The following is a 26,540-nucleotide window of genomic DNA, read 5'->3' on the forward strand; positions in this document are numbered from 1 at the left end:
ACTGGTTCGCCTTGCTATCGAGGAAACCTGCCCCGCCGGCGTGCTGCCCAGCGAGGAGCCATTTTTTGCTTTTCGGCCCCGAAATCGTCCACGAGGGCGAGGCCCTCGCCAAAGCTATCATTGAAACCGTAGAGAGACTAAATCGCTGCCCCTCCGATACATCAGTTGTTGGCAGGAAGGTCGGAGAGGCGCGTTAGGTCAGTCATGAACGAAGGCGTACCGTGCTGGCCCATCTGCACGAGAAAGCCTTTACTCTTGAGGAACATGACATGGAGCCACAACCAATCCCTGAGCCGCTGTAGGTCGCTCTCCAGAGCTTCCCTCTCCGCGATCACCTGGGCTTCGAGCAGTCTCTCCGGGTGACGTTCATGGAGCAGAGCACTCGCCCGCGAAAACATGGCTTTCAGCGTTCCGGCATCCAAATCGAGGCCCTTTGCCAGGCCGGCGCCGCCTTCTAACGTCATTCGTGCGAATGGAGTTGGCTCCCCAATACGCTGGGCGTTGGGCAGCCTCAAGAGCCCTTTTCGCTCAAGCCATGCCAGTATTGCGTCGGCGTCCTTTGTTCGGATGTTAAGGAGCGCCTGACGGTTGCGTTCCTCTACCGCGCTCAAGCAGGCGAACGCGATCCCTTCTACTATTTTTCTCACCTGCAGCGCGACCCGTTCTGCACGGAGAAGATTGGACCCTGCCGACCCGCTCTCCTCAATCAGCACAAAGCGCCACCGGATCAATTGCATAATCGCGAAGTACGAAATGTCGGGGTCCATTGGCATCTAATTGCTCTTGCCCACAATGATCAACTCGTTCGCCGGCCGGGACGCGACGCCAACACTATACCGGAGGCAAACTTCGTGCATGACGAATCCCGCGAATGACTCGCGGATTGCCGGCACGTCGTTGATCAACAGGATGAAGCTGCCCTTCAGCGCCCGCAGCCTTGTCGCGATCACTTCGAATTGGTCGCGGCCGAACACTCCTTACCATAGTCGCCCTCGCTGCCGAAGTATGGCGGATCGAGGTAGAACATCGTTTCCGGCCGGTCGTAGCGGTCCAAAAAATCAAGCGGTCCGATTTGGCGTTCTCGAGAATACGGCATTCACGCGGTCCAACCAGAAGCGCGTCGCCAGTAAGACGAGGAAATCTGCGGGGTCCGAAAGAAGGCGGATTGTCTGGATGGTGGGCGTGACAGGGATTGAACCTGTGACCCCTGCAATGTCAATGCAGTGCTCTCCCGCTGAGCTACACGCCCATCCGAAGCCGCGCATACACCATTTTTGCCACGGCGCGTCAATAGCAGGAAAGGGGAAAGAAAGGTTCGCCTTGCCGCACCGTCGAAGGCGCGCCGGAGGCCGGCGGCGGAAAACGGGTCAGGCTGCCTGCAGCATCTTTTCGACCTCGTTGACGAGGTCACGCAGATGGAACGGCTTCGACAGCACCTTGGCGTCTTTCGGCGCCTTGGAATCCGGATTGAGCGCAACGGCGGCGAAGCCGGTGATGAACATGACCTTGAGGTCGGGATCGATCTCGGTGGCGCGGCGGGCGAGTTCTATGCCGTCCATCTCCGGCATGACGATATCGGTCAACAGCAGCGAGAACGGCTCTTCGCGCAGCCGCTCATAGGCGCTGGCGCCGTTGTCGAAGTCGCTGACCTGGTAGCCGGCACGTTCCAGCGCCTTGACGAGGAACCGGCGCATGTCATCGTCGTCTTCCGCCAGTAGAATGCGTGCCATCTTGTCCCGTCCGAATCACCCACCCGGGACTGCCGTGGGGCAGCCCGTTAACCATCCTGTATATGAGGAGGTGAGGGTAAACATCAAGTGAACGATAAAGGCCCGATCCGGCTTTGACAAAGCGGTCCGGACGCCGAAACGCTGGACATGCGGCCGGCGAGGTGGCACCTTTCAAACCATGATGCATTGGTGTTTCCGGGTACGTTCAAATTGAAAACGGCAGCCGAGGATTTTTCGGTCGTTCCCCCCTTCGAAATCCGGTCGGGCGCCGAACAGCGTGTTCCCTTCCTCTTCAACTCGCCGCATAGCGGCCGTCACTATCCGGACCGGTTCCTGGCCATGGCAAGGCTGGACCGAAACGCCATCCGCCGCTCCGAAGATTGCTATGTCGACGAATTGTTCGGTGGCGCTGTTGCGCTCGGCGCGCCGATGCTGGCGGCAAACTTCCCGCGCGCCTATCTCGACGTCAACCGGGAGCCGTGGGAACTCGATCCGCGCATGTTCGCCGAACCGGTGCCGTCGTTCTGCAACATCCGTTCGGCGCGCGTCGCCGGCGGGCTTGGCACCGTGCCCAAGCTGGTGGGAGAAGGGCTCGACATCTATGCCGGCCGCTTGCCGCTGGCGGAAGCCGTCGCGCGTATCGAGGCCGTCTACAAACCTTATCACGAGACGCTGAAACGGCTTTTGACCAGGACCCATGCGCGGTTCGGCTTTGCCGTGCTGATCGATTGCCATTCGATGCCGGCGAGCATCAGGGTCGGCGACAGCGGTGTCAGGCCCGACTTCATCGTCGGCGACCGTTTCGGCATGTCCGCTGCGGCAGCGTTGACCGAGACGGCGATCGGCCTGCTCATCGGCATGGGCTACACCGTCGCCCATAACAAGCCCTACGCCGGAGGCTTCATCACCGAGCACTATGGCCGCCCCGTGCGTCATCTCCATGCGCTGCAGATCGAGGTCAATCGCGGGCTCTACATGAACGAGCGGACGTTCCAGAAATCCGCCGGCTTCGATGCGCTCGCCGACGATCTGGCGCAATTCTCGGCCGACCTTATGGCAATGCCCGACCACAATTTTATCGACCTGCCGCTTGCCGCCGAATGATTGCCGAAAACCGAAACGAGATCTTGCGCCGGATAAAGGCATCGGCGTGCGGGTCGGGACGCGCAATCGGCTGAGTGCCGCGCAAAAAAAAAGACCGCATCGTTTGCACGACACGGTCGAAGTCTAGGGAGGAAACGCCCAAGGAGGGCATGGACAGGAGAACCTGTCCGAGAACAAATCTATTGTGCGATGCACAAATGTCAAGCCGCCGTGCGGCGTTTTTAATTCACTATGATGTGGAAACTGCGTTTCGAGGGCGCCAGCGTTGCATTCGAGCAACAGTCGTCGATGCGCAAAAGTCCCGCACGCCCTTGTTTTGGCGGAAATCCACAGGCAGACGAATGGTTCCAGCACGCTAAAGCGCCTCGCGTTTGACCGAACGACGCGCTTTAGGTTGTTGTTTTATGCATGTCGTTATCGCAAAACCGCTGCACACTTTGCGCGACATGCATTACGCGGGAGAATCAGTTGGACATCAGCATCGATTTCATGCGGCGCATTGCGGATGCCGCCGCAGCCGAAACCTTGCCGCGCTTCCGCAGCCAGGGCGCGGTCGCCAACAAGGAGCAAGGCAGCTTCGACCCGGTCACCGAGGCCGACCGTGAGGCTGAGCGGGTTATCCGCGCGCTCATATCAGCGGAATATCCCGATCACGGCATCCTCGGCGAGGAGCATGGCAGCGAGAACATTTCCAGCAGGCATGTCTGGGTGATCGATCCGATCGACGGCACCCGTGCCTTCATTTCCGGCCTGCCGGTGTGGGGAACCTTGGTCGGGCTGACGGTCGACGGCGATGCCGTCGCCGGCATGATGTCACAGCCCTTCACCGGCGAGCTTTTCTACGCCAACGCATCCGGTGCCCATTATGAAGGCCCGGGCGGACCGCGAAGGCTGACGACACGCAAGACGACAAGCCTCGCCGAGGCGACGCTGTTCACCACCACGCCGGCACTGTTCAAGGGAGACGCGCGCCTCCGCTACGACCTGTTCGAGCGGCAGGTCCAGCTCGCCCGCTACGGCACCGACTGCTATGCCTTCGCCATGATCGCGGCGGGAAGCGTCGACATCGTCGCCGACCCCGGTTTGAAACCCTACGATATCGTCGCGCTGATCCCGATCATCGAGAAGGCCGGCGGCGTCGTCACCACCTTCGAAGGCGGACCGGCGGAAAGGGGCGGCGACATCCTGGCTGCGGCAACGCCGGAGCTTCATGCCGCCGCGATGGCGGCGTTGCGTGGCTGAACCGGCTGGGCAGCTGGCCATTACGCACTGAGGTGCCCACGGCGACGATAACCCAATGCTCCTGACGGCAAGGTGTCAGCAGCTCTCGGCTATGGAGACAATGCCACGGGAGGGAGTCTCATGCCGACGCAGTCAACAACCAGCCGTTCCGAAGATGCTCCAGTAGAAAATGCCCCGGCAGAAAATGCTCCATCAGACGGGCGGGCCGATTTCGATTTCTTCTTCGGACGCTGGAACGTCAACCATCGAAGGTTGCAAAAGCGCCTGCAAGGCGACACGAACTGGGACGTGTTTGGCGGGACATGCGAGGTGCGCCCGATCCTTGGCGGGCTCGGCAATGTCGACGACAATGTGATTGAATTGCCCGGCGGCGCCTATCGCGCCGCCACGCTGCGGACCTTCGATCCGGCGACGAGACAATGGTCGATCTGGTGGATCGACGGCCGCAGCCCGGCGACCATCGATATTCCGATGCGCGGCGCCTTCGAAGCAGGCGTCGGCACATTCCTGTGTGAAGACGTTTTCGACGGACGCGCTATCCAGGTTCGCTTCCTGTGGTCGCGGATCACTGAAAAATCGGCGCGCTGGGAGCAGGCTTTTTCAGCGGATGGCGGCAAGACCTGGGAGACCAACTGGATCATGGATTTCGCCCGGCAAGTGTAGGCCGACAACCGACCTGACAGGCATTTTTTCAAGCCAGGTTCGTTTCCAGGCCAAGTCATTCCTTCAAGCCAAGTCATGGATTTCAATGATTTGGAGCGGTCTTTTGCGCGTCCGGAGGAGCACGGCACTCAATCAGGAGTTGTCGTCGCTTCCCGGAATGAAGGCATCGAAGGCGGCAAAGAACTGCTCGCGATAGAAGTCGGCTTCCTGCAATATTTCATGGCGTGCACCATCGATCACCAGCAGTGAACCGAGACGCAGGTGTCTGGTGTAGGTTTCCACCGCTTTAGTCGAGACGACCTGGTCGGCGCCGGCGGCGACCACCAGCAAGGGAACCCGGATCCTGGCCATGAAGTCGGGATCGCTGATGACCTCGGAGGCCTGCGCCGCCGCTTTCAGCCAGCGGATCGTCGGGCCGCCGAGCGCCAGCTGCGGGTAGGTTTCGTAGAGCAGCGTGTTGCGCCGATACCGCTCGGGATCCGATGTCACCTTGTTGACGGCAAAGGGTATGGTTTTTCTGGGCCGCGGACCCCAGGCGGCATAAAGCTTGCCAAGACCCAGCAGACAGAACAGCGAGCAGAGGCGGCGAACGGTGGTTGTCGAGACCGGCAGGTCGGGCACCGCCAGGAAGGGCGCGATCAGCACCATGCGCCGTACGCGGTTCACCATCGACGGCCCGGCAAGCAGCGTGATCACCGCCCCGGCCGAATGGGCCAATATGTAATACGGCCCCCGGCAGTCGGGGAGCACGATCTCCTCGAAGAACTGTTCCAGGTCGCCGGTGTAGTCGAAGAAACTGCGGACATAGCCGCGCTCGCGATCGCTGATCAGCCGGTCGGAACCGCCCTGGCCGCGCCAGTCAAAGGTGGCGACGCCAAAGCCGCGGTCGGCGAGGTTGCGGATGGTCTCGAAATACTTTTCGATGCACTCGTTGCGGCCGGTCAAGAGGACCACGGTGCCCTTCATCGGGCGCGCAACGGCGGCAAAGAGGCCATAACGGATTTTCTTGCCGTCGCGCGCGGTGAAGAAACCACGGGCCGCATTTTCCGGCAGCGGATTGCCCGGAATTTCGTGGAAGAGGGGAATTTTGTCGAGGAGGTCCGTCATTCGGCGCTGCGTTTTAAGTGTCGCTGCCTGCATGGCGCAAGCTTTGGTAGGCATAGACGCCCCATGCAGCAAAAGCAAAGGGCAGCAAAAGCAAAGGAATTCCGGACGCGTTGGAAAGGCTGAACGAGCCAGCCGGCGAGTGAGGCCGAAAGCAGCTTGCGGCGTGCTTCCGGCCCCCCGTCGATCCGGGAGGAAGGGACGTTACACCCGGTCGGCCTCGTTGCGACATCTCGCGCATAACCGCGAAAACCGCAGCCGATTTCGCCGTGAATCATGCGCAATCAAAGTGTTACAGCTTCCTTTTGCGTGTCCGAGAGGACGCGCGACGCCGTAACCGCCGCCTGTTCCTTGATCCTGGAAGCAGTCTAACGCGACTTAGCTGAACGTCCGCCGAAGCCGCGGTTCATCTGCCGTTCATCGAGGCGGCAGAATCTTGAAATGCCTTCTCGTGCTCCCCAAATGTCTGTTGCGGCCGCCAATGTCGGGGCCGCTGGCCCATCCGGAACGCCGTCACGGGTTTCGCACCGGCCACACGTTTGTTGCTCAACAGGAGAACACACTATGCGTCACGTTGATTTTTCCCCGCTTTATCGTTCGACCGTCGGTTTCGACCGGCTGTTCACCATGCTCGATTCGCTTGCGCAGCCGGAAGGTGCACAGACCTATCCGCCCTACAACATCGAGCGCACCGGTGAGGATTCCTATCGCATCTCGATGGCGGTCGCCGGCTTCTCGGACGATGAGCTCTCGATCGAGGCTCACCGCAACGTTCTGACAGTCAAGGGTGAGCGCAAGGAGGGCAATGGCGAAGGCTCTGAACTGCTCTATCGCGGTATCGCCAGCCGGGCCTTTGAGCGCCGCTTCCAGCTTGCCGACCATGTTGATGTCGTCGGCGCCTCGCTGAAGAACGGCCTGCTCTTCGTCGACCTCAAGCGCAATATTCCCGAGGAGCTGAAGCCGCGCAAGATCGCGATCACCGCGTCTTCGGCGAAGGCCAAGCAGATCGAGGCCAAGACCACCGCGTAAGCTGCGTCACAAAGACGACCTAACAGACGAGGGCGGCGCCTGGCGCCGCCCTTTTTGAATTAGGTGCCGCTATCCAGCAATTAGCTCGCCAAAGCGGTCGACCTCTTCGGCCGTGGTCGCAAAGCTGGTGACGAAACGATAGAGCGCTTCGTCCTCGCCGATATGGCCATCAAAGTCGTGCGGCTTGTGCCAGTCGTAGAAGGCGGCACCGGCCAAATGCACCCGTTCAGCCTTGGCCTTTTTCATCACCGCGAACACTTCGTTGGCTTGCGGCAGCCAGGCCAGACGCGCCGACGCGGAATCCTCGATCAGTGCTGCGAGGCGTGCTGCCATGGCGTTGGCATGCCGCGCCGTGTCGAGCCACAGGTCGTCCTTGAAATAGGCTTCGAACTGCGCTGCGATGAAGCGCGATTTCGAGAACAATTGCGCCGCGCGCTTGCGCAGGAAGGCCAGTTCCCTGGCGCGGTCGAGGTCGAACAGCACGATAGCCTCGGCGCACCAGCAGCCGTTCTTGGTGCCGCCGAAAGAGAGGATGTCGACGCCGCCCTTCCAGGTCATCTCCGCCGGTGTTATCTCGAGCGCGACCAGCGCATTGGCGAAGCGGGCGCCATCCATGTGCAGCGGCAGTTTGTGATGCTTGGCGATCGCCGAAATCCTGGCAATTTCGTTCAGTGTGTAGATGGTGCCGACCTCGGTCGACTGGGTGATCGACACCGCCATCGGGCGCCCGGAATGGACGATTTCTGGCGCGAACCGGCCGACCGCCCTGTCCAGCCTATTCGGATCGATCTTGCCCAGCGCGCCGTCGACGGGATGGAGCCGTGAGCCGCCGGAAAAGTATTCCGGGGCGCCGCATTCATCCTCGATGACATGCGACTCTCGATGGCAGAAGGAAATGCCGCCCGATTTGTTGTAGGCGGTCAGCGACAGGGAATTGGCGGCGGTGCCGGTGGCCACGAAAAACACCGCGACCTCGCGCCCGAAGATTTCGTTGAAGCGCTGGTATGCCGCGTCGTCGAGGGCGCCGTCGCCATAGGCGGCGGAAAAGCCGCCGGCATGGGCCGACAGGCCCGCGGCGATGCTGGGATGGGCGCCTGCCCAATTGTCGGAAGCGAAATTCATGCGTTTGCCTGTGCTGGGAAAATCAAGGCGACCTTGGCCGCTTTCGCATGCCGCTCGCAAGTGCCAAGCGCCGGAAAAGCGGTAAAGCCAGCGAGAGGCCGGAGACCTAAAGCGCGTCGCGTTCGGCCGGCCTCATGCGACGCGCTTAAGGTTTTTGTTTTCATGCATATCGTTATCGCAATACCGCTGCACACTTTTGCGCGACATGCATTAAGGCGGACGACTGAAGGTTGCGTTTTGGCCGGGTGGCGCGTAATTTTCTGTCTCTGGATGCCCACAATTGTTGTGAATCGGTCTTGTGCGCATCCGCAATTTCTGTCATAAAAATTTAGGACAGTAGTGCTGTCTTATTTTGTCGCACAAAACAGGCTGGATTGGCGTATCATTGGGCCTCTCCGGCCGTTGCCGCGAGCGACAGGTAGACAGCCCGGCTCTGGCCTGTACGATTGCCGGATGCGAACCAGGCCGCCTGGTTCGGCAAGGATTTCGCAAGACGGGATTTCGCAAGACGTGCCGCAAGGATGAAAGGGAAGCTCATGCGCTTCCCAACGGAAACCAGCGCCCTAAGGGCTGGGATGGAGGACAGGACGATGACGGAAGTGACGCCATCTGCGACGAACGGCCCGGCCGCGCAGACGAAAGCGCCAGCCGTCAAAAATCCGTCCATCGCCACTGGCCTGGGCAGGATCGGGCGGACCCCTACCGGGTTCGCCGCTCACGGCCTTTACGATCCGCGCAACGAGCACGATGCCTGCGGCGTCGGCTTCATCGTCAATATGAAGGGCGTCAAGTCGCATCAGATCGTCACGGACGGCCTGGCGGTGCTCGAAAATCTGACGCATCGCGGCGCCGTCGGCGCCGACCCACTGATGGGCGACGGCGCCGGCGTGCTGGTGCAGCTTCCCGACCGCTTCTTCCGCGAGGAGATGGCCAGCCAGGGCGTCGAACTGCCCAAGCCCGGCCATTACGCCGTCGGCCATGTGTTCATGCCGCGCGATCCTGAGCTTCAGGCGCATATCGAAGGCATCATCGCCGAGGTCGCGCAGCTCGAAGGCCAGCCGCTGCTCGGCTTTCGCGACGTGCCGGTCGACAATTCATCGCTGTCAAAGGCGCCTGATATCGCTGCTTCAGAACCGGTCCAGCGGCAGGTGTTCCTCGGCCGTGGCGCCGAGATCGAGAGCGACGACGATTACGAGCGGCGGCTCTACATCCTGCGCAAGGTCATTTCCGGTCGTATCCATGAAGAGACCAAGGGCGTCGACAATGGTTTTTACGTCGTGTCGATGTCATCGCGTACCATCGTCTACAAGGGCATGTTCCTGGCCTATCAGGTCGGCGCCTATTACAAGGATCTGACCGATCCCCGTTTCGAGACGGCGCTGATCCTCGTCCACCAGCGCTTCTCGACCAACACCTTCCCGTCGTGGAAGCTGGCGCATCCCTATCGCATGGTCGCCCACAATGGCGAGATCAACACGCTGCGCGGCAACGTCAACTGGATGGCGGCGCGGCAGGCCTCGGTCGATTCCGAACTGTTCGGCAACGACATCTCCAAGCTGTGGCCGATCTCCTATGAGGGGCAGTCGGACACCGCCTGTTTCGACAATGCGCTCGAATTCCTGACGCAGGGCGGCTACTCGCTCGCCCACGCGATGATGATGCTGATCCCTGAGGCCTGGGCCGGCAACAAGCTGATGGATCAAGATCGCAAGGCCTTTTATGAATACCACGCCGCCCTGATGGAGCCGTGGGACGGGCCGGCGGCGGTGGCCTTCACCGACGGCCGCCAGATCGGCGCCACGCTCGACCGCAACGGGCTGCGCCCGGCGCGCTATATTGTCACCGACGACGATCGCGTCATCATGGCCTCGGAAGCCGGCGTGCTGCCGGTGCCGGAGGAAAGGATCGTCAAGAAGTGGCGGCTGCAGCCCGGCCGCATGCTTTTGATCGACCTGGAGAAGGGCCGCATCGTTTCCGACGAGGAGATCAAGTCGGAGATCGCGACCAGGCATCCCTACAAGAGCTGGCTCGCCAACACCCAGCTCATCCTCGAAGACCTGAAGCCGGTCGAGCCGCGGGCGCTGCGCAGGGACGTCAGCCTGCTCGATCGCCAGCAGGCGTTCGGCTTTACCCAGGAAGACACCAAGCTGTTGATGTCGCCGATGGCGACCACCGGCCAGGAAGCGGTCGGCTCGATGGGCACCGACACGCCGATTTCGGCGATGTCGGACAGATCGAAGCTGCTCTACACCTATTTCAAGCAGAACTTCGCCCAGGTCACCAACCCGCCTATCGACCCGATCCGCGAGGAACTGGTGATGAGCCTGGTGTCGTTCATCGGGCCGAGGCCTAACATCTTCGACCTCGTCGGCAATTCGCGTCGCAAGCGGCTCGAAGTGCGCCAGCCGATCCTGACCAATGGCGATCTTGAGAAGATCCGCTCCATCGGTCATACCGAGGACCGTTTCGACACCAAGACGATCGACATCACCTATGCTTCGAACGAAGGCGCGGCCGGCATGCAGGGCGCCATCGACCGGCTGTGCGAGCGCGCCGAGGCGGCGGTCGCCGGCGGCTACAACATCATCATCCTGTCCGACCGTCAGCTCGGGCCGGACCGCATCGCCATCCCGGCATTGCTGGCGACGGCGGCAGTCCACCATCATTTGATCCGCAAGGGATTGCGCACGTCGGTGGGGCTGGTGGTCGAGTCCGGCGAACCGCGCGAGGTGCATCATTTCTGCTGCCTTGCGGGCTATGGCGCCGAGGCGATCAATCCCTATCTCGCCTTCGACACGCTGCTCGACATGCACAAGCGCGGCGAGCTGCCGGCCGAAGTCGACGCCAATGAGGTCGTCTCCCGCTACATCAAGTCGATTGGCAAGGGCATTCTCAAGGTGATGTCGAAGATGGGCATCTCGACCTACCAGTCCTATTGCGGCGCGCAGATCTTCGACGCCATCGGGCTGAAGACCGATTTCGTGCAAAAATATTTCACCGGCACCGCGACGCTGATCGAAGGCGTCGGGCTGGAAGAGATCGCGGCCGAGACGGTCAGCCGCCACGCCGACGGCTTCGGCAACGACCCGGTGCTGCGCAACAGCCTCGAGGTCGGCGGCGAATACATGTTCCGCATGCGCGGCGAAGCGCATATCTGGTCGCCCGATGCGGTGGCCACCCTGCAGCACGCCGTGCGCCAGGGATCGTGGCAGACGTTCAAGGACTATTCCGCTCAGATCGACAGCGAGACGGCGCGGGCGCAGAGCATTCGCGGCCTGTTCAAGATCAGGCTGGCCGAAGAAACCGGGCGCAAGAAGGTCGCGCTCGACGAGGTCATGTCGGCTGCCGATATCGTCAAGCGGTTCTCGACCGGGGCGATGTCCTTCGGCTCGATCTCCAGGGAAGCGCACACCACGCTGGCGCGCGCCATGAACACGATCGGCGGCAAGTCGAACACCGGCGAGGGCGGCGAAGAAGCCGACCGTTACCTGCCGCTGCCGGACGGCGGCAAGAACCCCGAGCGTTCGGCGATCAAGCAGGTCGCTTCCGGGCGTTTCGGCGTGACGGCGGAGTATCTGGTGAACTCCGATGTGATGCAGATCAAGGTGGCGCAAGGCGCGAAGCCCGGCGAGGGCGGTCAGCTGCCCGGTCACAAGGTCGATGCCACCATTGCCAAGGTCAGGCATTCGACGCCCGGCGTCGGCCTGATCTCGCCGCCGCCGCATCACGACATCTACTCGATCGAGGATCTGGCGCAGCTCATCTACGACCTCAAGAACGTCAATCCGGCGGCTGATGTCTCGGTCAAGCTGGTTTCGGAAGTCGGTGTCGGCACGGTTGCGGCCGGCGTCGCCAAGGCGCGCGCCGATCACATCACCATTTCCGGCTATGACGGCGGCACCGGCGCATCGCCGCTGACCTCGCTCAAGCACGCCGGCAGCCCGTGGGAAATGGGCCTTGCCGAGACGCACCAGACGCTGGTGCTCAACGGCCTCAGGTCGCGCGTCGCGCTGCAGGTCGATGGCGGCCTGCGCACCGGACGCGACGTCGTCATCGGCGCGCTGCTTGGCGCCGACGAATTCGGCTTCTCGACCGCGCCGCTGATCGCGGCCGGCTGCATCATGATGCGCAAGTGCCATCTCAACACCTGCCCGGTCGGCGTCGCGACGCAGGATCCGGTGTTGCGCAAGCGCTTCAAGGGCACGCCGGAACACGTCATCAACTTCTTCTTCTATGTGGCGGAAGAGGTCCGGGCGCTGCTCGCCGAAATGGGCTACACCCATCTCGACCAGATCATCGGCGACACCGAACTCCTGGAGAAGCGGGCGCTGATCCAGCACTGGAAGGCGCGCGGGCTCGACTTCAGCAAGATGTTCTTCAAGCCGGATGCCCCGCATGAGGCGGTGCACTGGACCGAGCGGCAGAAGCATCCGATCGACGACGTGCTCGACCGCAAGCTGATCGAGTTGGCCAAGCCGGCGCTGGACGCCAGGCAGCCGGTCAGCATCGAGCTGCCGATCCGCAATGTCGACCGTTCGACCGGCGCCATGCTGTCGGGCGAAGTGGCAAAGCGCTTCAAGCACAAGGGCCTGCGCGAGGACACGATCTCGGTCAAGCTCACCGGCACCGCCGGCCAGTCCTTCGGCGCCTTCCTGGCGCGTGGGGTTTCGTTCGAGCTGGTCGGTGCCGCCAATGACTACGTCGGCAAGGGCCTGTCGGGCGGACGCATCGTCATCCGCCCGCCTGAGAACACGAAGATTGTCGCAGCCGAGTCGATCATCGTCGGCAACACCGTGCTTTACGGCGCGACCGAGGGCGAGGCCTATTTCTGCGGCGTCGCCGGCGAGCGTTTTGCGGTTCGCAATTCGGGCGTCGCCGCCGTCGTCGAAGGTGTTGGCGACCATGGCTGCGAGTACATGACCGGCGGCATTGTCGTCGTCATCGGGCAGACCGGCCGCAACTTTGCCGCCGGCATGTCGGGCGGCGTCGCCTATGTGCTCGACGAGGTGGGTGATTTCGCCGAGCGCTGCAACATGGCGATGGTCGAACTGGAACCCGTTCCCGAAGAAGACGACCTGATGGAGAAACTGCTCCATCATGGCGGCGACCTCGACCACAAAGGCCGCGTCGACGTGTCCGGCGACATGACCAGCCATGATGAGGAGCGGCTCTATCAGCTGATCTCGAACCACGTCCATTACACGGGTTCGGTGCGCGGCCGCGAGATCCTCGACAACTGGGCGACTTTCCGGCCGAAATTCCGGAAGATCATGCCGGTCGAATACCGTCGCGCGCTGATCGAAATGGAACGCATGCGCATGGGCGTTGCGGCGGAATAGGCTTTGGGATTTGCCGGGAAGCAAAGCTTCCCGGTCGACGCCTTCATCAACAATCCTGGCCTCGGACTGAAGGTTGCCATGGCTGCCTTATGAGGTTAACGGGTGCGACGTCGAGCGCGCCATCTGGACAGCAGGGACTGGACTATGGGCAAGGTAACAGGGTTTCTCGAGATCGACCGGCAGGTGCACAAGTACCAGCCGGCTTCCGACCGCATCCGGCATTTTCGCGAGTTCACGCTGCCGATGTCGGACAAGGAGGTCGAGAAACAGGCCGCGCGCTGCATGGATTGCGGCATTCCGTACTGCCACGGGCCGACCGGCTGCCCGGTCCACAACCAGATCCCGGACTGGAACGACCTCGTCTACAATGGCGACTGGGACAATGCGATCCGCAACCTGCATTCGACCAATAATTTCCCGGAATTCACCGGCCGCATCTGTCCGGCACCCTGCGAGGAAGCCTGCACGCTGAACCTCGAGGACATTCCGGTCGCTATCAAGACGATCGAGCAGGCGATCGCCGACAAGGCCTATGAAACCGGTCATATCCGGCCCTATCCGCCGGAAAGGAAGACCGGCAGGCGCGTCGCAATCATTGGCTCGGGGCCGGCCGGCATGGCGGCCGCCCAGCAGCTTGGCCGCGCCGGCCACGACGTTCACGTCTACGAGCGCGAGAGCCGGCCGGGCGGGCTGATGCGCTACGGCATCCCCGACTTCAAGATCGAGAAGCACTACATCGACCGGCGCATCGAGCAAATGCAAGGCGAGGGCGTGAGTTTTCACTGCGGGATCAATGTCGGCGTCGACAAGCCGGTGGCGGAACTGCTCGCCGAATATGACGCGGTGCTCTATTGCGGCGGTTCGGAAACGCCGCGCCCGGCCAACATTCCCGGCGATGATCTCGACGGCGTGCATGACGCGATGCCTTACCTGGTGCAGCAGAACAAGCGCATCGGCGGTGAGCCGATCCAGTCGGTGGCGTGGCCCTCGCCGCCGATCGTCGCCGGCGGCCAGCATGTCGTCGTCGTCGGCGGCGGCGACACCGCGTCCGACTGCGTGGGCACCGCCTTCCGCCAGGGCGCCGTGCGCGTCACCCAGCTCGACATCCGGCCGCAGCCGCCGGAAAAGGAAGACAAGCTTTCGGTCTGGCCCTACTGGGCGACGAAGATGCGCACCTCGTCCTCGCAGGCGGAAGGGGCCGAGCGCGAGTTCCAGGTGGCGACGCTCGAATTCATCGGCGAGGACGGCGCGTTGACCGGCGTCAAATGCTGCGAGGTCGATGAAAAGCGCAAGCCGATCGCCGGCACGGAATTCGTCATCCGCGCGGATCTCGCCTTCATCGCTATCGGCTTTGCCGGGCCGGCCGCCGTCGGGCCGGCGTCGGAACTGGCTGGCCAGATGAAGATCGCCATCGACAGCCGCCGCTCGAACAACGTCGAGGCCAATGATCGCGACTACAAGACCAGCGTCGAAAAGCTCTATGCGGCGGGCGATGTGCGCCGCGGTCAATCGCTGGTCGTCTGGGCGATCCGCGAGGGCCGTCAGGCAGCGCGTTCGATCGACGAGGCGCTGATGGGATCGAGCGTGCTGCCGCGCTGAGACCGTCTCCTACTTGTGCGGCCGCCCGGCAGGTTTACGGAGTGATCGCCGTGGTCGTTTCGGGCACGGCCGGCGCCGCAGGCTGCTTCCTTGGCGGCCAGGAAAAATCGTCGGCGCGTCCGGGCGAAGCAGCTGATACCTTGCCCTCGACGAAGAGTTTTTCGCCAGGCCCGTCCGCCTTTGCCGGCGCTGCGGCGCCGAGAAGTTCCGAACCGCCGTCGAGTGCCGGATCGCTGAGCAGCATCGGCACGGTGCGATCGACGGGCATGGGTGTCGGCGCCGGCGCCCCGACCGGAGCGCCGGCTGGCGCATAAGCTGCCAGTGTGCCCGGAGGCGAGGTCATTCCAAGGATCTTCAGCAAGGGTTTTTCGGCATAGAAGGCGAGCTTGCGTTTGCCGGCTTTCGACACACGAATGCCGTCGTCGGTGCGCAGGCGCACCGGCTGGCCGTTGATATCAGGCCCGCTGGTGACAAAGGCGCCTTCCTCGTCGACGAAACCGTCCCAGATGTCGACGAATTCGCCGCCGTGGCTTTCGGCCGTCGAGCGGTAGATGTCGTTGAAAGCCAGCATGTCGGAGGTCATCTTCGGCGCCTTGAAGGCCGGCATGCCGACCCACAGATACGGCACCTTGGCCGATGCGATGGCCCTGCCGAACGCTTCGGTACGGCGTTCGTATTCCTTGGTCCACGCTTCGGACCGTGGCTGTTCGCGTTCACCGTTCACGCGCATCTGCTGCCGATCGTTGGAACCCAGCATGACGATCACGGCCGCCGGTTTTTCGGCCTCGATCAGCGACTTGATCTGTTCGGGCCAGTTGTAGAAATCGTCACGCACGAAACCGGACGAACCATTGCTGCGAACGACGATCCTGACCTTGTTGTTTTCGGCGAAGGCGGTGTCGAGACCCTCGGCGAGGCCGGTCGCCATGAAATCGCCGACCACCAGAACGGTGCGGGCATCCGGCGCCTTCTCGACAATGGGGGCTGCCGGCTCAGCCGGCCGGCGCGGCGCAGCACGCGACTTTCTGACTTTTGGCTTGCGTGGCCCGATCCTCTGAATCCGTCGCGGCTCAATCAGTCGTGGCGGCTCCATCCGCTCGCTTCGGCGCAGAAACAACAGGTCGCGCAGCGACCAGCCACGCCTTTGTTCTTCCTGCGCCACGGCCGGCGTGTGAAAGACGGCGGCAGTGCCGACGGCCAGGACGGCAATAGCCAGAATCAGGATCGGCACGCGACGAAGGATCACACGGATACGCGCAGCCGAAACCAATTACCGTCTCCATCCCTAAAGAGCGCCGGACTCTGATACAACCGTGCCGCCGCTCTACCTTAAGTTGAGCATCGGATTTCCTCAAAACCGGTTTGGGTCCGATGCTCCAGGTCTGCCCTATGCGAGGCTAGTTCTGCCTGAGCCATTTGAGCACTTCCATGCTCGGATGTCCGTCCTGGGTCAAGCCAGCCTTCGCCTGGAAGGCCATGATGGCGGCTTTCGATCCCTCGCCGATCTTGCCGTCGAACTTGCCGTCATAGTAGCCGTACTGGGAAAGCCGTTGCTGAAGCTCCTGCCTCTCCTCGAAGGAGAGCTTCGTGAAAGGCCGCTTCCAGTCCTGCACAAGCCCACCATAACCGGCGATTTCGTCGGCAAGAAGGCCAACGGCAACCGCATATTTGTCGGCATTGTTGTAGCGCTTGATGACCGAAAAATTCTTGACCATCAGGAAAGCCGGGCCGCCACGGCCGCCTGGCACCTTCAGTGTGGCCTTCTCCCCACTCTTGAACGGCTTGCCGTTGGCACGCGTGACACCCAGCGCTTGCCATTGCGACAACGACTTCGATCCGGCCGGGAACTTCTTTCCGTCGGGAAGGCTGACTTCATAGCCCCAGGTCTTGCCGGCCTGCCAGCCGTTCTTCCTGAGCAGATTGGCGGCCGTTGCCAATGCATCGGGAATCGAATTCCAGATGTCACGCTTGCCGTCGCCGTCCATGTCGACCGCATAGGCCTGGTAGCTGGTGGGAATGAACTGGGTATGGCCCATGGCGCCGGCCCATGAGCCACTGAGGTGGCTTTTATCGATGTCGCCCCTTTGCAGGATCTTCAGCGCCGCGATCAACTGCGTGCGGGCGAATTTCGATCGTCTCGAATCGGCATAGCCAAGCGTGGCTAGCGAACGCACGACATTGCGCATGACATCGTCGCGCTTTAGGATTTCGCCGTAGTTCGATTCCATCGACCAGATCGCCAGCAGGATGTGACGGTCGACGCCGTATCTTGCCTCGATCCTGTCCAGCCACGGCTTCCACTTCCTGGCCATCTGCTTGCCAACAGCGACCGACTGGTCATGGACGCGGTTGTCGAAATAGTCCCAGGCGGGCGCGGTGAATTCGGGTTGATAACGCGCTTTTTCCAGCACGACCGGGTCGGCATCGCTGATGCCCTCGAATGCGCGGTCGTAAACGGCGCCGGAAACGCCGCTCCGCACCGCGGTGGCGCGGAAGCTCGCCACCCATTGCCGGAAACCGGCGTCGGCAAAAGCCGATCCGGTGGGCATCAGCAAGGCAAGCGACAGACTGGCGGCCGCAACGATGCTGGTGAAGCGCTTTGCGGCGTCGCGAACGGACATCTTTTCCTCCTTCTTCATCACAGGAAGATCATTCATCGCCGAACCCGGTTAGCATTTAGTTTACCATAGGTGCCGTTGGGAACGAAAAGGCGGGTTGGTGCTTTACGGACTACAGATTTTTTCTGACCAGCCGTTCCATAATCCCAGATTCCGGCACGAAAATGTCTTGAAGCGGGATTGCCGAACAGCCTTAGAAGCGGATATTTGACAGCATGAAGAGAGTTCGCAAGGCAGTTTTCCCGGTCGCTGGCCTCGGCACGCGTTTTCTCCCGGCCACCAAGGCCATACCCAAGGAAATGCTGACCGTCGTCGACAGGCCAGTCATCCAGTATGTGGTCGACGAGGCACGCGAAGCCGGCATCGAGCATTTCATCTTCGTGACCGGACGCAACAAGGCGGTCATCGAGGACCATTTCGACGTTCAGTTCGAACTCTATGACACGCTCGCCCAACGCGGCAAGGACGACGAGCTCGCCCGCCTGCAGCGGCTGCAACCTTCGCCAGGGCAGACCAGCTTCACCCGCCAGCAGGTGCCGCTTGGCCTTGGCCATGCCGTCTGGTGTGCCCGCGAGCTGGTCGGCGACGAGCCCTTCGCGCTGCTTTTGCCCGATATGATCATGCAATCCGAAAAAAGCTGCATGAAGGAGATGGTCGAGCTTTATGCCGAGACCGGCAACAACATCGTCGCGGTTCAGGAATGCGACCCCGCCGAGGCCCATAAATACGGCATCGTCGGCCGCGGCGAGGATACGCATCACGGTTTCCGCATTACCGGCATGGTGGAGAAGCCGAACACCGGCACGGCACCCTCCAACCTATACATCAACGGGCGCTACATCCTGCAGCCGGAGATATTTGGGATACTCGAAGGCCAGGAGAAGGGCGCCGGCAACGAGATACAACTCACCGATGCGATGCTGAAGCTGGAGAAGCAGCAGCCCTTCTATGGCTGCCACTACCGAGGGCGCACCTTCGATTGCGGATCGCCGGAAGGCTTTGTCGAGGCCAACGTCGCCTTCGCGCTGTGGCGCAGCGACATGAACGGACGCATGGCGGGCGCTATCAGCAAGCTTCTCGACGAGATGAAACCGTCAGAGCAGCGGGGCGCGGCGTTCTAACCCCCGGGCTAATGCATGCGCGCAAAAGCATGCCCTCGGGCCTGAACCGAGGGTGCGCGGCGGCTTGGTTTACGGCTGCAGCGTCACCCCGACAAAGATGCTGTGGGCGGTGTAGTCGCGGCCCTCGATGTTGCTGGTCTGTTTTTCAGTTCTGGCGCGGGTGGTCAGCCCGGCATATCGGTTCAGCCACCATGTCAGTCCGGCCTCGGCGCTCAGCGTCAGATCATGGCCGTCCGACCCGATGTAGTCGCGCCAGTCTACGCCGAGAGCTGCGTTGCCGATCAGGTTGGCACGGATTTCCCGCTCGGCGGTGAGGCGGCCGGAGTAAAGGATGGTGCCGCTTTCGTCGGCGGTTGTCGTGCCCTCGACGATCGTCTGCCCGGTGAGGCCGATCGTGGTGCCGCGTTGCGGCGACCATCTGAGGTCGGCGTTCACCGTGGCGCCCGAAATTGCCGGCAGGCGGTCATCGTCGATCGCCTCGCGCAGCCAGCCGGCCGAGAACTCGCCGGCAAGCTTCTCGCCGAGGTCGAGCTCGGCGCCGGCCCGAACCCCAAGCCGCGTCGAGGATCGTTCGAAACCATTGCTGTCGACGCGCAAATCATAGACCCGGCGGCCGATTTCGACCTCGGTGAAAGGGGTGATGGCGGGCGAAATCTCATAGCCGGTGCGCAAGGTGGCGGTATAGAGCGTCGAATCGCGGTCTTTCTGCGACAGCGTTCCGCCCGTCGAAAGCCTGGCGTCGCCGTAGATGTCGTGTTCGACTGCGCCGGTCAGGGCGAAGCGCATCTTGCCGGCATCCTTCTCGACCGCCAGGCTGCCATCAATGGTCTGGCGCACCGGCTGCTCGGCGGTGCCTTCGATGACGACCGGCGAGGAAGCCGATTCCGGTGCCGCCTCGTAACCGAGCTTGGCGATGGCGCGCAGATCGTTGTCGAAGTCGACATTGAGCGTGCCTTCGACACGGCCGCGCGCCTCCTCAACCTCGTCGCCCGATAGGGTCTTGAGAAATGTGCCGTAGCCGTCGACGGTAGCCGAATTCTCCCGCCAGTCGGAGATGGCGTTGAAGCGCAGCGTCGTTTCCGACAGCAGGGCCGGCTTGCCTTCGCTGCTTGAATCGGCATTCGATGAGGCCTTCAGGCCTTGCTCGAGCGTCGGCCTGATCACGAACGAGCCGAGTTTGATACCGGTGGCGGCGAACGGGTCGTCCTCGGCCCTCCTGTCCCGGCCTTCGATGGCTTCGGCGCGCTCGGCGCCCGGATCGAGTTGCTGCCTGTCGGCGGAATCGATGGTCACGGCACGGGAATTGATTGGGTCCGTCTCGGCGGTGTCCTCGTCATCCGTCGGGGCCGTCGTCGCGTTGGCGGCCTGTGTCTCGGCGGCTTCGTCCTGATCGGCTGCGCCCTGGGTTGCGCTCGATGGCCGGCGCGGCGGGACGGGAACGGGGGCGTCCGCAAACGGATCGTCGGTTGCTTCCGGCGGATCAAAAATGCTTCCGGTCGCCGGTGCCGCGTCGTCGTCCTGCACGGCGCCCGGGCTGGCCGGCTGATAGGCGGGCGTCGGCGCCGTGCTCTGGGTGGTTGCACCGGCCTGCGCCGTCTGATCCTGGGCAATGCTCAATTGCCTGGTTTTGCGCTGCTGGTCGTCCAGAATCGCCGATTCCGAAACCTCGCCGCGCAGCTCGGTTACTTGGGCATAGGGCTGCGCAGGCCGCAGCAAGGCGAAGACGCTGGTCGCCAGCAGCAAGGCGCAGACCGCCTTGCCGTTTCGTCTTCTTTTCTTTTCAGGCGGGGCCTCGGACATCGCTACCACTGCTTGCGCGGCGCACGCGCGCCATACTTACCGAACCGTAAACGGGGATGGTTAACGTTGGGTTGAGGCGGCGGTCGATCAAAGCCCACTTGACGGCTAACGGATGGCAATTCCGTTGGACAGGCGCGCAGCAAAGCGCTAATCGCATCAGCCATGCATGCGGGATCCCCAGACAAGAAGCGGCTCGATGGGCAGGCTTCGATCGCCTCGGCGCTTAGAACGGTAGCGACCGAGCAGGCCGGTGTCGCGGCGCTGGCGGCCGCGCTCGAGAACGGATTGACCGAACCGTTCGCGCGCGCCGTCGATATGGTGTCGCATATCGCTGGCCGCGTCATCGTCAGCGGCGTCGGCAAGAGCGGCCATATCGGCTCAAAGATCGCGGCAACGCTCGCCTCGACCGGCACGCCGGCTTTCTTCGTCCATTCTGCCGAAGCCAATCATGGCGACCTCGGCATGATCGCCAGGGACGACGCCATCATCGCCATCTCGTGGTCGGGCGAGAGCCGCGAGCTCAAGGGCATCATCGCCTATTCCAGGCGCTTCTCGATCCCGCTGATCGCAGTCACCGCCGGAGAGCGATCGGCGCTGGCGCGGGCGGCCGATGTGGTGCTTTTGCTGCCGCGTGCGCCGGAAGCCTGCCCGCACGGCCTGGCGCCGACGACATCGACGCTGCTGCAACTGGTGATCGGCGATGCACTGGCCATCGCGCTGCTCGAAGCGCGCGGCTTCACGCCGGATCATTTCCGCACCTTCCATCCCGGTGGGCAACTTGGCGCCAATCTGACGCAGATCCGCGAGATCATGCATGTCGGCGACAGGCTGCCGCTGGTGCCTTCCGGCACTGGAATGCGCGAAGCGATCCTCGAATTGTCGCGCAAGGGGTTTGGCTGCGTGGCGATAACCGCTGCGGATGGTGCGCTGATCGGCATCATCACCGACGGCGACATCAGGCGCCACATCGGCAGCAATCTTCTGGCGATGAGCGTCGATCAGGTCATGACCAAGGAGCCGAAGACGGCCGGACCGGATACGCTGGTGGCGACCGCGCTGCAGACGATCAACAGTTCGACCATCTCCAGCCTGATGGTTGTCGAAGGCAGACGGCCGGTCGGACTTGTCCACCTGCACGATCTGCTGCGCATCGGCGCGGCCTGAGCTCGCCAGAGCGAATTTCGAAACAGTCTCTGAGAGACAGCAGGCCAGTTTGAAAAGTCGCCCGCCGGGATGGTCGGATCAGTCCAGGACCGCCTCGACCGTCAGTTCCAGATCGGTGTCGGCCGCGCCCGTCACGCGCACCTGCGTGCCGGCCGGCAGGTCGGGGCCGGAGACGCGCCATAGCGTGTCGCCCAGCTTTATGCGGCCGCGGCCGTCCCTGATCGGCTCGTCCAGGGTGGCCATCCTGCCGATCATCTGTGCGCCGCGGCGGTTGAGCAGTGGCTGATCGGTGCCATCATCGCGCCCACCCACCAGTCTCTTGCCGACATAGGTTGAAACCAGCGACATCGCCAGGAAGGCGAGAACCTGGATCTGCCAGGTCCAGAAGTCCGCGTCCCAGATGAGCAGGGACACCACGCCGATCAGCAGAGCGGCGATGCCGATCCACAGCATGAATATGCCCGGTGCGATGACCTCCATCACCAGGAGGACGAAGCCGAGAACCATCCAAACCCAAGGGCCGAGTTCGGAAATGACGCGTTCGAACATGGCCTCAGGTCTCGCTGGGACGAACCACGGGCGGGCGTGCAGCCTGCCGCGTGGTGCCGGCAGTGCCCTCTGCGCCGAAAACTTCCTTGGCGATCGCGCCGATGCCGCCGAGCGTGCCGATCAATGAGGAAGCTTCCATAGGCATCAGCACGACCTTGCTGTTTGTGGCGGAGCCGATCCTGGTCAGTGCTTCGGTGTATTTCAGCGCAACGAAGTAGTTGAGCGCCTGCACGTCGCCCTTGGCGATCGCTTCCGACACCACCTGCGTGGCGCGGGCCTCGGCCTCGGCCGAGCGTTCGCGCGCCTCGGCGTCGCGGAAGGCGGCTTCCTTGCGGCCCTCGGCTTCCAGGATCTGCGACTGCTTGAGGCCTTCGGCGTCGAGGATCTGCGCGCGCTTGTTGCGCTCGGCCATCATCTGGCGACCCATCGATTCGACGAGATTGGCCGGTGGATTGATGTCCTTGATCTCGACGCGGGTGATCTTGATGCCCCAAGGATGTGCCGCCTCATCGACGACGCGCAGCAGGCGTTCGTTGATGGCGTCGCGGTTCGACAAAAGCTCGTCGAGGTCCATCGATCCCATCACGGTACGGATGTTGGTCATCGTCAGGTTGAGGATGGCGTTCTCCAGACCGGCGACCTGGTAGGCGGCCTGCGCCGCGTTGAGCACCTGGTAGAAGGCGACGCCGTCGACGGCGACGGTGGCGTTGTCGCGGGTGATGATCTCCTGCGTCGGGACGTCGAGCACCTGCTCCATCATGTTCAATTTGGAGCCGATGCGGTCGACGAACGGCACGATGAGGTTGAGGCCGGGACTCAATGTCCTGGTATAGCGGCCAAAGCGTTCGACGGTATAGTTGTAGCCTTGCGGGATTGTCCGGATGCCTTTGAAAAGCACGAGCACGACAAGAGCGACGAGAACAAGAAGCGCGATATCGAAACCACTGAAATCCATTTGGCTCTCCCTCAGATGCCGGCCACGGAAATGTTTCAACGCGACCGACTTCACCAAACACTTAAGTGTGTTTCAGGAACGTTACAATCAGGTGATAGTGGATAACCGGTGCATAGACAGCCGTGCTTGCGGCGCTCGATTATGTCCGCTTCAGATCCAGCCCGACAGTTCGCGCCGCACCATCGCCTCGATCACCGCCATGCCCTCGGCACTGTCGTTGAGGCAGGGAATATGCGCGAACTTTTCGCCGCCGGCATGATGGAAGGTCTCGGCCGCCTCCCTGCCGATCTCGTCCAGCGTCTCGATGCAGTCGACGGAAAAGCCCGGATTGACGATGGCGATCGATCTCACGCCTTCTCCGGGCAATTTCTCGACCGTCTTGTCGGTGTAAGGCTGCAGCCACTCCTGCGCGCCGAAGCGCGACTGGAACGTGGTGATCAGCTTCTTCTCATCCCAGCCGAGCTTTTCCCGCAGCAGCCGGGTCGTCTCAAGGCAATGGGCCTGATAGGGGTCACCCTTGTCGGAATAGGGTTTCGGAATGCCGTGATAAGAGGCGATGACCATTTCCGGCTCGAAATCGAGGCTCGCCAGATGGCGCTCAATCGACGCGGCGAGCGCTTCGATATAGACCGGTTCGGCATAGTAGGGCGGCACGCTGCGGATCGCCGGGGCGCGGCGCATCTTCATCAGCGCGCGAAACAACTGATCGTTGGCGGTGGCGGTCGTGGTCGCGGAATATTGCGGATAAAGCGGAAAAGTCAGAATGCGGTCGCAGCCCTGCGCGACCAGCCCTTTGGCGACGCTCTCGGTCGAAGGATTGCCGTAACGCATTGCCCAGTCGACGCTGACGCCGGGTAGGTCGCGCAGCGCCTCGGTCAGCTTTTCGCTCTGAGCGCGGGTGTAGGTGCGCAGCGGCGACTCGTCACGCTGCCGGTTCCAGATCCTGGCATAGTTGGCGCCCGACTTCTTCGGCCGTGTGGTGAGAACCAGCCCGTAGAGGATCGGGTACCAGATCGCCTTGTTGAGTTCGATGACGCGCGGATCGGACAGGAACTCCCTGAGATAGCGCCACATCGGCTTGAATTCCGTGCCGTCGGGCGTGCCGAGATTAACCAGCATGACGCCGATCCTGCCCGCCCCGACCGGCGGCTGTCCTGCCGGCAGCGGGTCGAGGACCGTCGCGGCCTTGGGATCGGCAGGGTTGGAAGGCGTCATAAGGGATCTCCGGACACCGCGCGAAACTAGCGATGCCGCGCCGGTTTTCAATGCAGCGTCTGGCCGCACCTTATCTAAGCTTGGGAGGCGAAAGCAGAAAAACCCGCCCGGTTTGCCGGACGGGTTTTCCAACAATGACAGAAGAATTCAGTTTGCGGCCGGGATGGTCAAGGTTGCGCCGACGGGAAGCCGGCGCGGCTCGTAGTCCTGGTTGGCGTCGGAGATCGTTTTCCACCTGGCGCCATCGCCATAGGCCTTTTCCGCCAAATCCCAATAGGTGTCGCCGGCAACGATCACATGGCTGCTTTCGGCCGGCTTTGCCGGCTCGGCAGGCGCAGCCTCCGCTGGTGCCGGCGCTGCCGGGGCGGGTTCCGTCGGCACGGCTGGCGGTGTCGTGGCAATATCGTCCGAACCGGCCGGCGGTTCGGGAATCGCCGGCTCCGCAGTCGCGGCTGGAGCCGTTTCTGCCGGTTTTGCGGGCTCGGCCGGAGCGGGAGCCTCGGCCGGCTTCGCCGATTCCTGGGCCGAATCCTGCGCCGGTTGCTGGGCCGGTTCCGCCGCGGCGGCGGCCGTGATTTCGGTGATGCGGCCCTCGAGCTTCGGCGTATAGGGCCGATGCGCGCCGAGATAATCGGCGACCACCTGTTCGAGGCCCGGACCGTAATCGTAGGCGTTCTTGGCCTTGTCGGCGAACACCTTGTAGCCGTCGCCACCCTGGCGCACATAGTTGTTGGTGGCGACCAGGTAATCCTTGTCCGGATTGATCGGCGTCCACCCGCCGCCTTGCATGACCTCGACCGACTTGACGCGCCCGGCATTCGCGGCGGCCGATTTGTCGAATGAATACTTCAGGCCGGCAACCTGGGGGAAGCGGCCGGCGCCGTCCTCGATCTGGCTGAGACCGTTCTCCAGCCCGGCAACCAGATCCTTGCCGGAAATCTGGAAGGTCGCCACTGTGTTCTGGAACGGCAGCACGTTCAGCACCTCGCCCATGGTGACGGTGCCCTGGTCGATCGAAGCGCGCAGACCGCCGCCATTCGTGATGACGATCTCGACACCCTGGTCCTTGACGCGGTCGAGGACGGCATCGGAGACGAGATTGCCCATCTCGCACTCGCGGGTGCGGCAGTTCTCACGGCTGCCGTCGATCGCCTTGGTGGTTTCGGCGACCTCCTGGTTCTTCAACGCCTCGATCGGCGCGCCGAGCTCCTTGATGCGGGCAAGCACGGCGGGGTCCGGCGTGATCGATTTGTCGAGGTAGATCGGGTCGCCGCTGGCCTGCTTGACGACACCGTTGTCGTCGAACACGACCTTGAACTCGCCGAGATATTTCGAATAGGACGCCGCCTGGACGACTGGCACCTTGTAGCCGTCCGGATTGTCGACCATCGTCGGGTAGGGGCCTTCAGCCTTGGGCTCGGTGTTGGACAGCAGCGAATGGCTGTGGCCGCCAACCACCACGTCGACACCCGGGATCTTGGCGATGACGTCACGCTCGCGCTTGTAACCAATATGGGTGACCGCGATGATCTTGTTGACGCCTTCTCCCTTCAACCTCTCGACCTCTGACGTGATCAACTTGACGTCGTCCTCGATCGTGACGTTAGGGCCTGGCGAAGCGAGCTCCGGCGTGTCGTTGGTGACCGCGCCGACGACGCCGATCTTCTGGCCGCCGACCTCGATCACAACAGACGGTTTCACGCGGTCACCGAGCTTGGATTGCGCGTTGACGTTCACATTGGCGCCGAGCACCGGAAACTTGATCATATCCAGGAACGGCGCCAGCGCCGCCTCGCCGTCGTCGAACTCGTGATTGCCGACCGCCAAGGCGTCGAATTTCATCTGGTTGAGGAATTCGCCTTCGGTCTTGCCCTTGTAGGTCGTGTAGAACAGCGAACCCTGGAAATTATCGCCGGCGCTGAGCAGCAGCACGTTCTGGCCTTCCAGCTTCTTGCGCTGCTGGGCGATTGCCGTGATCAGCCGCGCCGCGCCGCCGGTGCACTCGCCCTTGGTCTCCTCTTCGGCCGAGCAGGTCGATTCATATTTGTTGTTGCTTTCGATGCGGCTGTGCCAGTCGTTGATGTGCAGGATGTTCAGAGTGTAGTCGGCAAAGGACATGCCGGTCGACAGGCCAAGCGTAGACGCCGAAAGGGCGGCAATGGCGGCGATCTTCTTCATCTTCGTCT

20 protein-coding genes and 1 tRNA gene are annotated in these 26,540 nt (G+C 62.5%); 8 read left to right on the forward strand and 13 right to left on the reverse strand.

Going from position 1 to position 26,540, the window contains the following annotated elements:
- Positions 1–161: 161 nt before the first annotated feature.
- From AC0L2R_RS06160 to cpdR, 4 genes are all read right to left on the reverse strand, one after another.
- On the reverse strand, positions 162–773 hold the full coding sequence (locus AC0L2R_RS06160) for a hypothetical protein (protein WP_473508112.1): 612 nt from the start codon (positions 771–773) through the stop codon (positions 162–164).
- Complete coding sequence (locus tag AC0L2R_RS06165) at positions 774–974, reverse strand: hypothetical protein (protein ID WP_287058930.1); 201 nt, start codon at positions 972–974, stop codon at positions 774–776.
- A 200-nt stretch (positions 975–1,174) separates the two neighbouring features.
- Positions 1,175–1,249: transfer RNA gene (locus tag AC0L2R_RS06170), tRNA-Val, on the reverse strand.
- Positions 1,250–1,367: 118 nt separating this feature from the next.
- Positions 1,368–1,730: a cell cycle two-component system response regulator CpdR gene (gene cpdR / locus AC0L2R_RS06175; RefSeq protein ID WP_006199474.1), complete on the reverse strand. Its 363-nt coding sequence runs from the start codon at positions 1,728–1,730 to the stop codon at positions 1,368–1,370.
- 147 nt (positions 1,731–1,877) lie between these two features.
- Between cpdR and AC0L2R_RS06180 the strand changes: the two genes are divergently transcribed.
- From AC0L2R_RS06180 to AC0L2R_RS06190, 3 genes are all read left to right on the forward strand, one after another.
- Positions 1,878–2,834, forward strand: a complete 957-nt coding sequence (locus tag AC0L2R_RS06180; protein WP_091600417.1) for an N-formylglutamate amidohydrolase — start codon at positions 1,878–1,880, stop codon at positions 2,832–2,834.
- 468 nt (positions 2,835–3,302) lie between these two features.
- The gene (hisN, locus tag AC0L2R_RS06185) at positions 3,303–4,076 is read left to right on the forward strand and encodes a histidinol-phosphatase (RefSeq protein ID WP_473508113.1); all 774 of its coding nucleotides are present in this window, start codon (positions 3,303–3,305) and stop codon (positions 4,074–4,076) included.
- Positions 4,077–4,196: 120 nt separating this feature from the next.
- Positions 4,197–4,739, forward strand: coding sequence for a DUF1579 family protein (locus AC0L2R_RS06190; protein WP_473508114.1), 543 nt, complete (start codon positions 4,197–4,199; stop codon positions 4,737–4,739).
- A 132-nt stretch (positions 4,740–4,871) separates the two neighbouring features.
- Here the strand turns inward: AC0L2R_RS06190 and AC0L2R_RS06195 are convergent, their stop codons facing one another.
- Positions 4,872–5,846: an alpha/beta fold hydrolase gene (locus AC0L2R_RS06195; RefSeq protein ID WP_473508115.1), complete on the reverse strand. Its 975-nt coding sequence runs from the start codon at positions 5,844–5,846 to the stop codon at positions 4,872–4,874.
- Positions 5,847–6,407: 561 nt separating this feature from the next.
- Between AC0L2R_RS06195 and AC0L2R_RS06200 the strand changes: the two genes are divergently transcribed.
- A complete protein-coding gene (locus AC0L2R_RS06200; RefSeq protein WP_023798077.1) occupies positions 6,408–6,872 on the forward strand; it encodes an Hsp20 family protein in 465 nt (154 codons plus the stop codon).
- A gap of 69 nt (positions 6,873–6,941) precedes the next feature.
- Here the strand turns inward: AC0L2R_RS06200 and AC0L2R_RS06205 are convergent, their stop codons facing one another.
- Positions 6,942–7,994 carry a threonine aldolase family protein gene (locus tag AC0L2R_RS06205; RefSeq protein ID WP_473508116.1) on the reverse strand — a complete coding sequence of 351 codons (1,053 nt, stop codon included), beginning with the start codon at positions 7,992–7,994 and terminating at the stop codon, positions 6,942–6,944.
- A gap of 590 nt (positions 7,995–8,584) precedes the next feature.
- Between AC0L2R_RS06205 and gltB the strand changes: the two genes are divergently transcribed.
- Positions 8,585–13,333 (forward strand): glutamate synthase large subunit, encoded by a 4,749-nt coding sequence (gltB, locus tag AC0L2R_RS06210; protein WP_473508117.1) that lies wholly within the window; start codon positions 8,585–8,587, stop codon positions 13,331–13,333.
- A gap of 144 nt (positions 13,334–13,477) precedes the next feature.
- Positions 13,478–14,932 (forward strand): glutamate synthase subunit beta, encoded by a 1,455-nt coding sequence (locus AC0L2R_RS06215; protein WP_473508118.1) that lies wholly within the window; start codon positions 13,478–13,480, stop codon positions 14,930–14,932.
- 34 nt (positions 14,933–14,966) lie between these two features.
- On the opposite strand, the gene AC0L2R_RS06220 is transcribed toward AC0L2R_RS06215, so the two are convergent.
- Positions 14,967–16,202 (reverse strand): SGNH/GDSL hydrolase family protein, encoded by a 1,236-nt coding sequence (locus AC0L2R_RS06220; protein WP_473508119.1) that lies wholly within the window; start codon positions 16,200–16,202, stop codon positions 14,967–14,969.
- A gap of 127 nt (positions 16,203–16,329) precedes the next feature.
- On the reverse strand, positions 16,330–17,553 hold the full coding sequence (locus AC0L2R_RS06225) for a lytic murein transglycosylase (RefSeq protein WP_091594951.1): 1,224 nt from the start codon (positions 17,551–17,553) through the stop codon (positions 16,330–16,332).
- A gap of 212 nt (positions 17,554–17,765) precedes the next feature.
- On the opposite strand from AC0L2R_RS06225, the gene galU reads away from it, so the two are divergent.
- Entirely contained in the window at positions 17,766–18,671 is a 906-nt protein-coding gene (gene galU / locus AC0L2R_RS06230; protein WP_473508120.1) for a UTP--glucose-1-phosphate uridylyltransferase GalU, read from the forward strand.
- A gap of 69 nt (positions 18,672–18,740) precedes the next feature.
- Here the strand turns inward: galU and AC0L2R_RS06235 are convergent, their stop codons facing one another.
- Positions 18,741–20,471, reverse strand: a complete 1,731-nt coding sequence (locus AC0L2R_RS06235) for an outer membrane beta-barrel protein (protein WP_473508121.1) — start codon at positions 20,469–20,471, stop codon at positions 18,741–18,743.
- Between the two features lie 162 nt (positions 20,472–20,633).
- On the opposite strand from AC0L2R_RS06235, the gene AC0L2R_RS06240 reads away from it, so the two are divergent.
- Positions 20,634–21,635 (forward strand): KpsF/GutQ family sugar-phosphate isomerase, encoded by a 1,002-nt coding sequence (locus AC0L2R_RS06240; protein ID WP_091594888.1) that lies wholly within the window; start codon positions 20,634–20,636, stop codon positions 21,633–21,635.
- 78 nt (positions 21,636–21,713) lie between these two features.
- Here AC0L2R_RS06240 and AC0L2R_RS06245 read toward each other — a convergent pair whose 3' ends face one another.
- From AC0L2R_RS06245 to AC0L2R_RS06260, 4 genes are all read right to left on the reverse strand, one after another.
- Positions 21,714–22,184 carry an NfeD family protein gene (locus AC0L2R_RS06245; protein WP_473508122.1) on the reverse strand — a complete coding sequence of 157 codons (471 nt, stop codon included), beginning with the start codon at positions 22,182–22,184 and terminating at the stop codon, positions 21,714–21,716.
- 4 nt (positions 22,185–22,188) lie between these two features.
- The gene (locus AC0L2R_RS06250; protein ID WP_473491101.1) at positions 22,189–23,139 is read right to left on the reverse strand and encodes an SPFH domain-containing protein; all 951 of its coding nucleotides are present in this window, start codon (positions 23,137–23,139) and stop codon (positions 22,189–22,191) included.
- 150 nt (positions 23,140–23,289) lie between these two features.
- Positions 23,290–24,354 (reverse strand): ferrochelatase, encoded by a 1,065-nt coding sequence (hemH, locus tag AC0L2R_RS06255; RefSeq protein WP_473508123.1) that lies wholly within the window; start codon positions 24,352–24,354, stop codon positions 23,290–23,292.
- Between the two features lie 147 nt (positions 24,355–24,501).
- On the reverse strand, positions 24,502–26,532 hold the full coding sequence (locus AC0L2R_RS06260) for a 5'-nucleotidase C-terminal domain-containing protein (protein WP_473508124.1): 2,031 nt from the start codon (positions 26,530–26,532) through the stop codon (positions 24,502–24,504).
- Positions 26,533–26,540: the final 8 nt, after the last annotated feature.

Source organism: Mesorhizobium sp. WSM4820, from assembly GCF_055811075.1.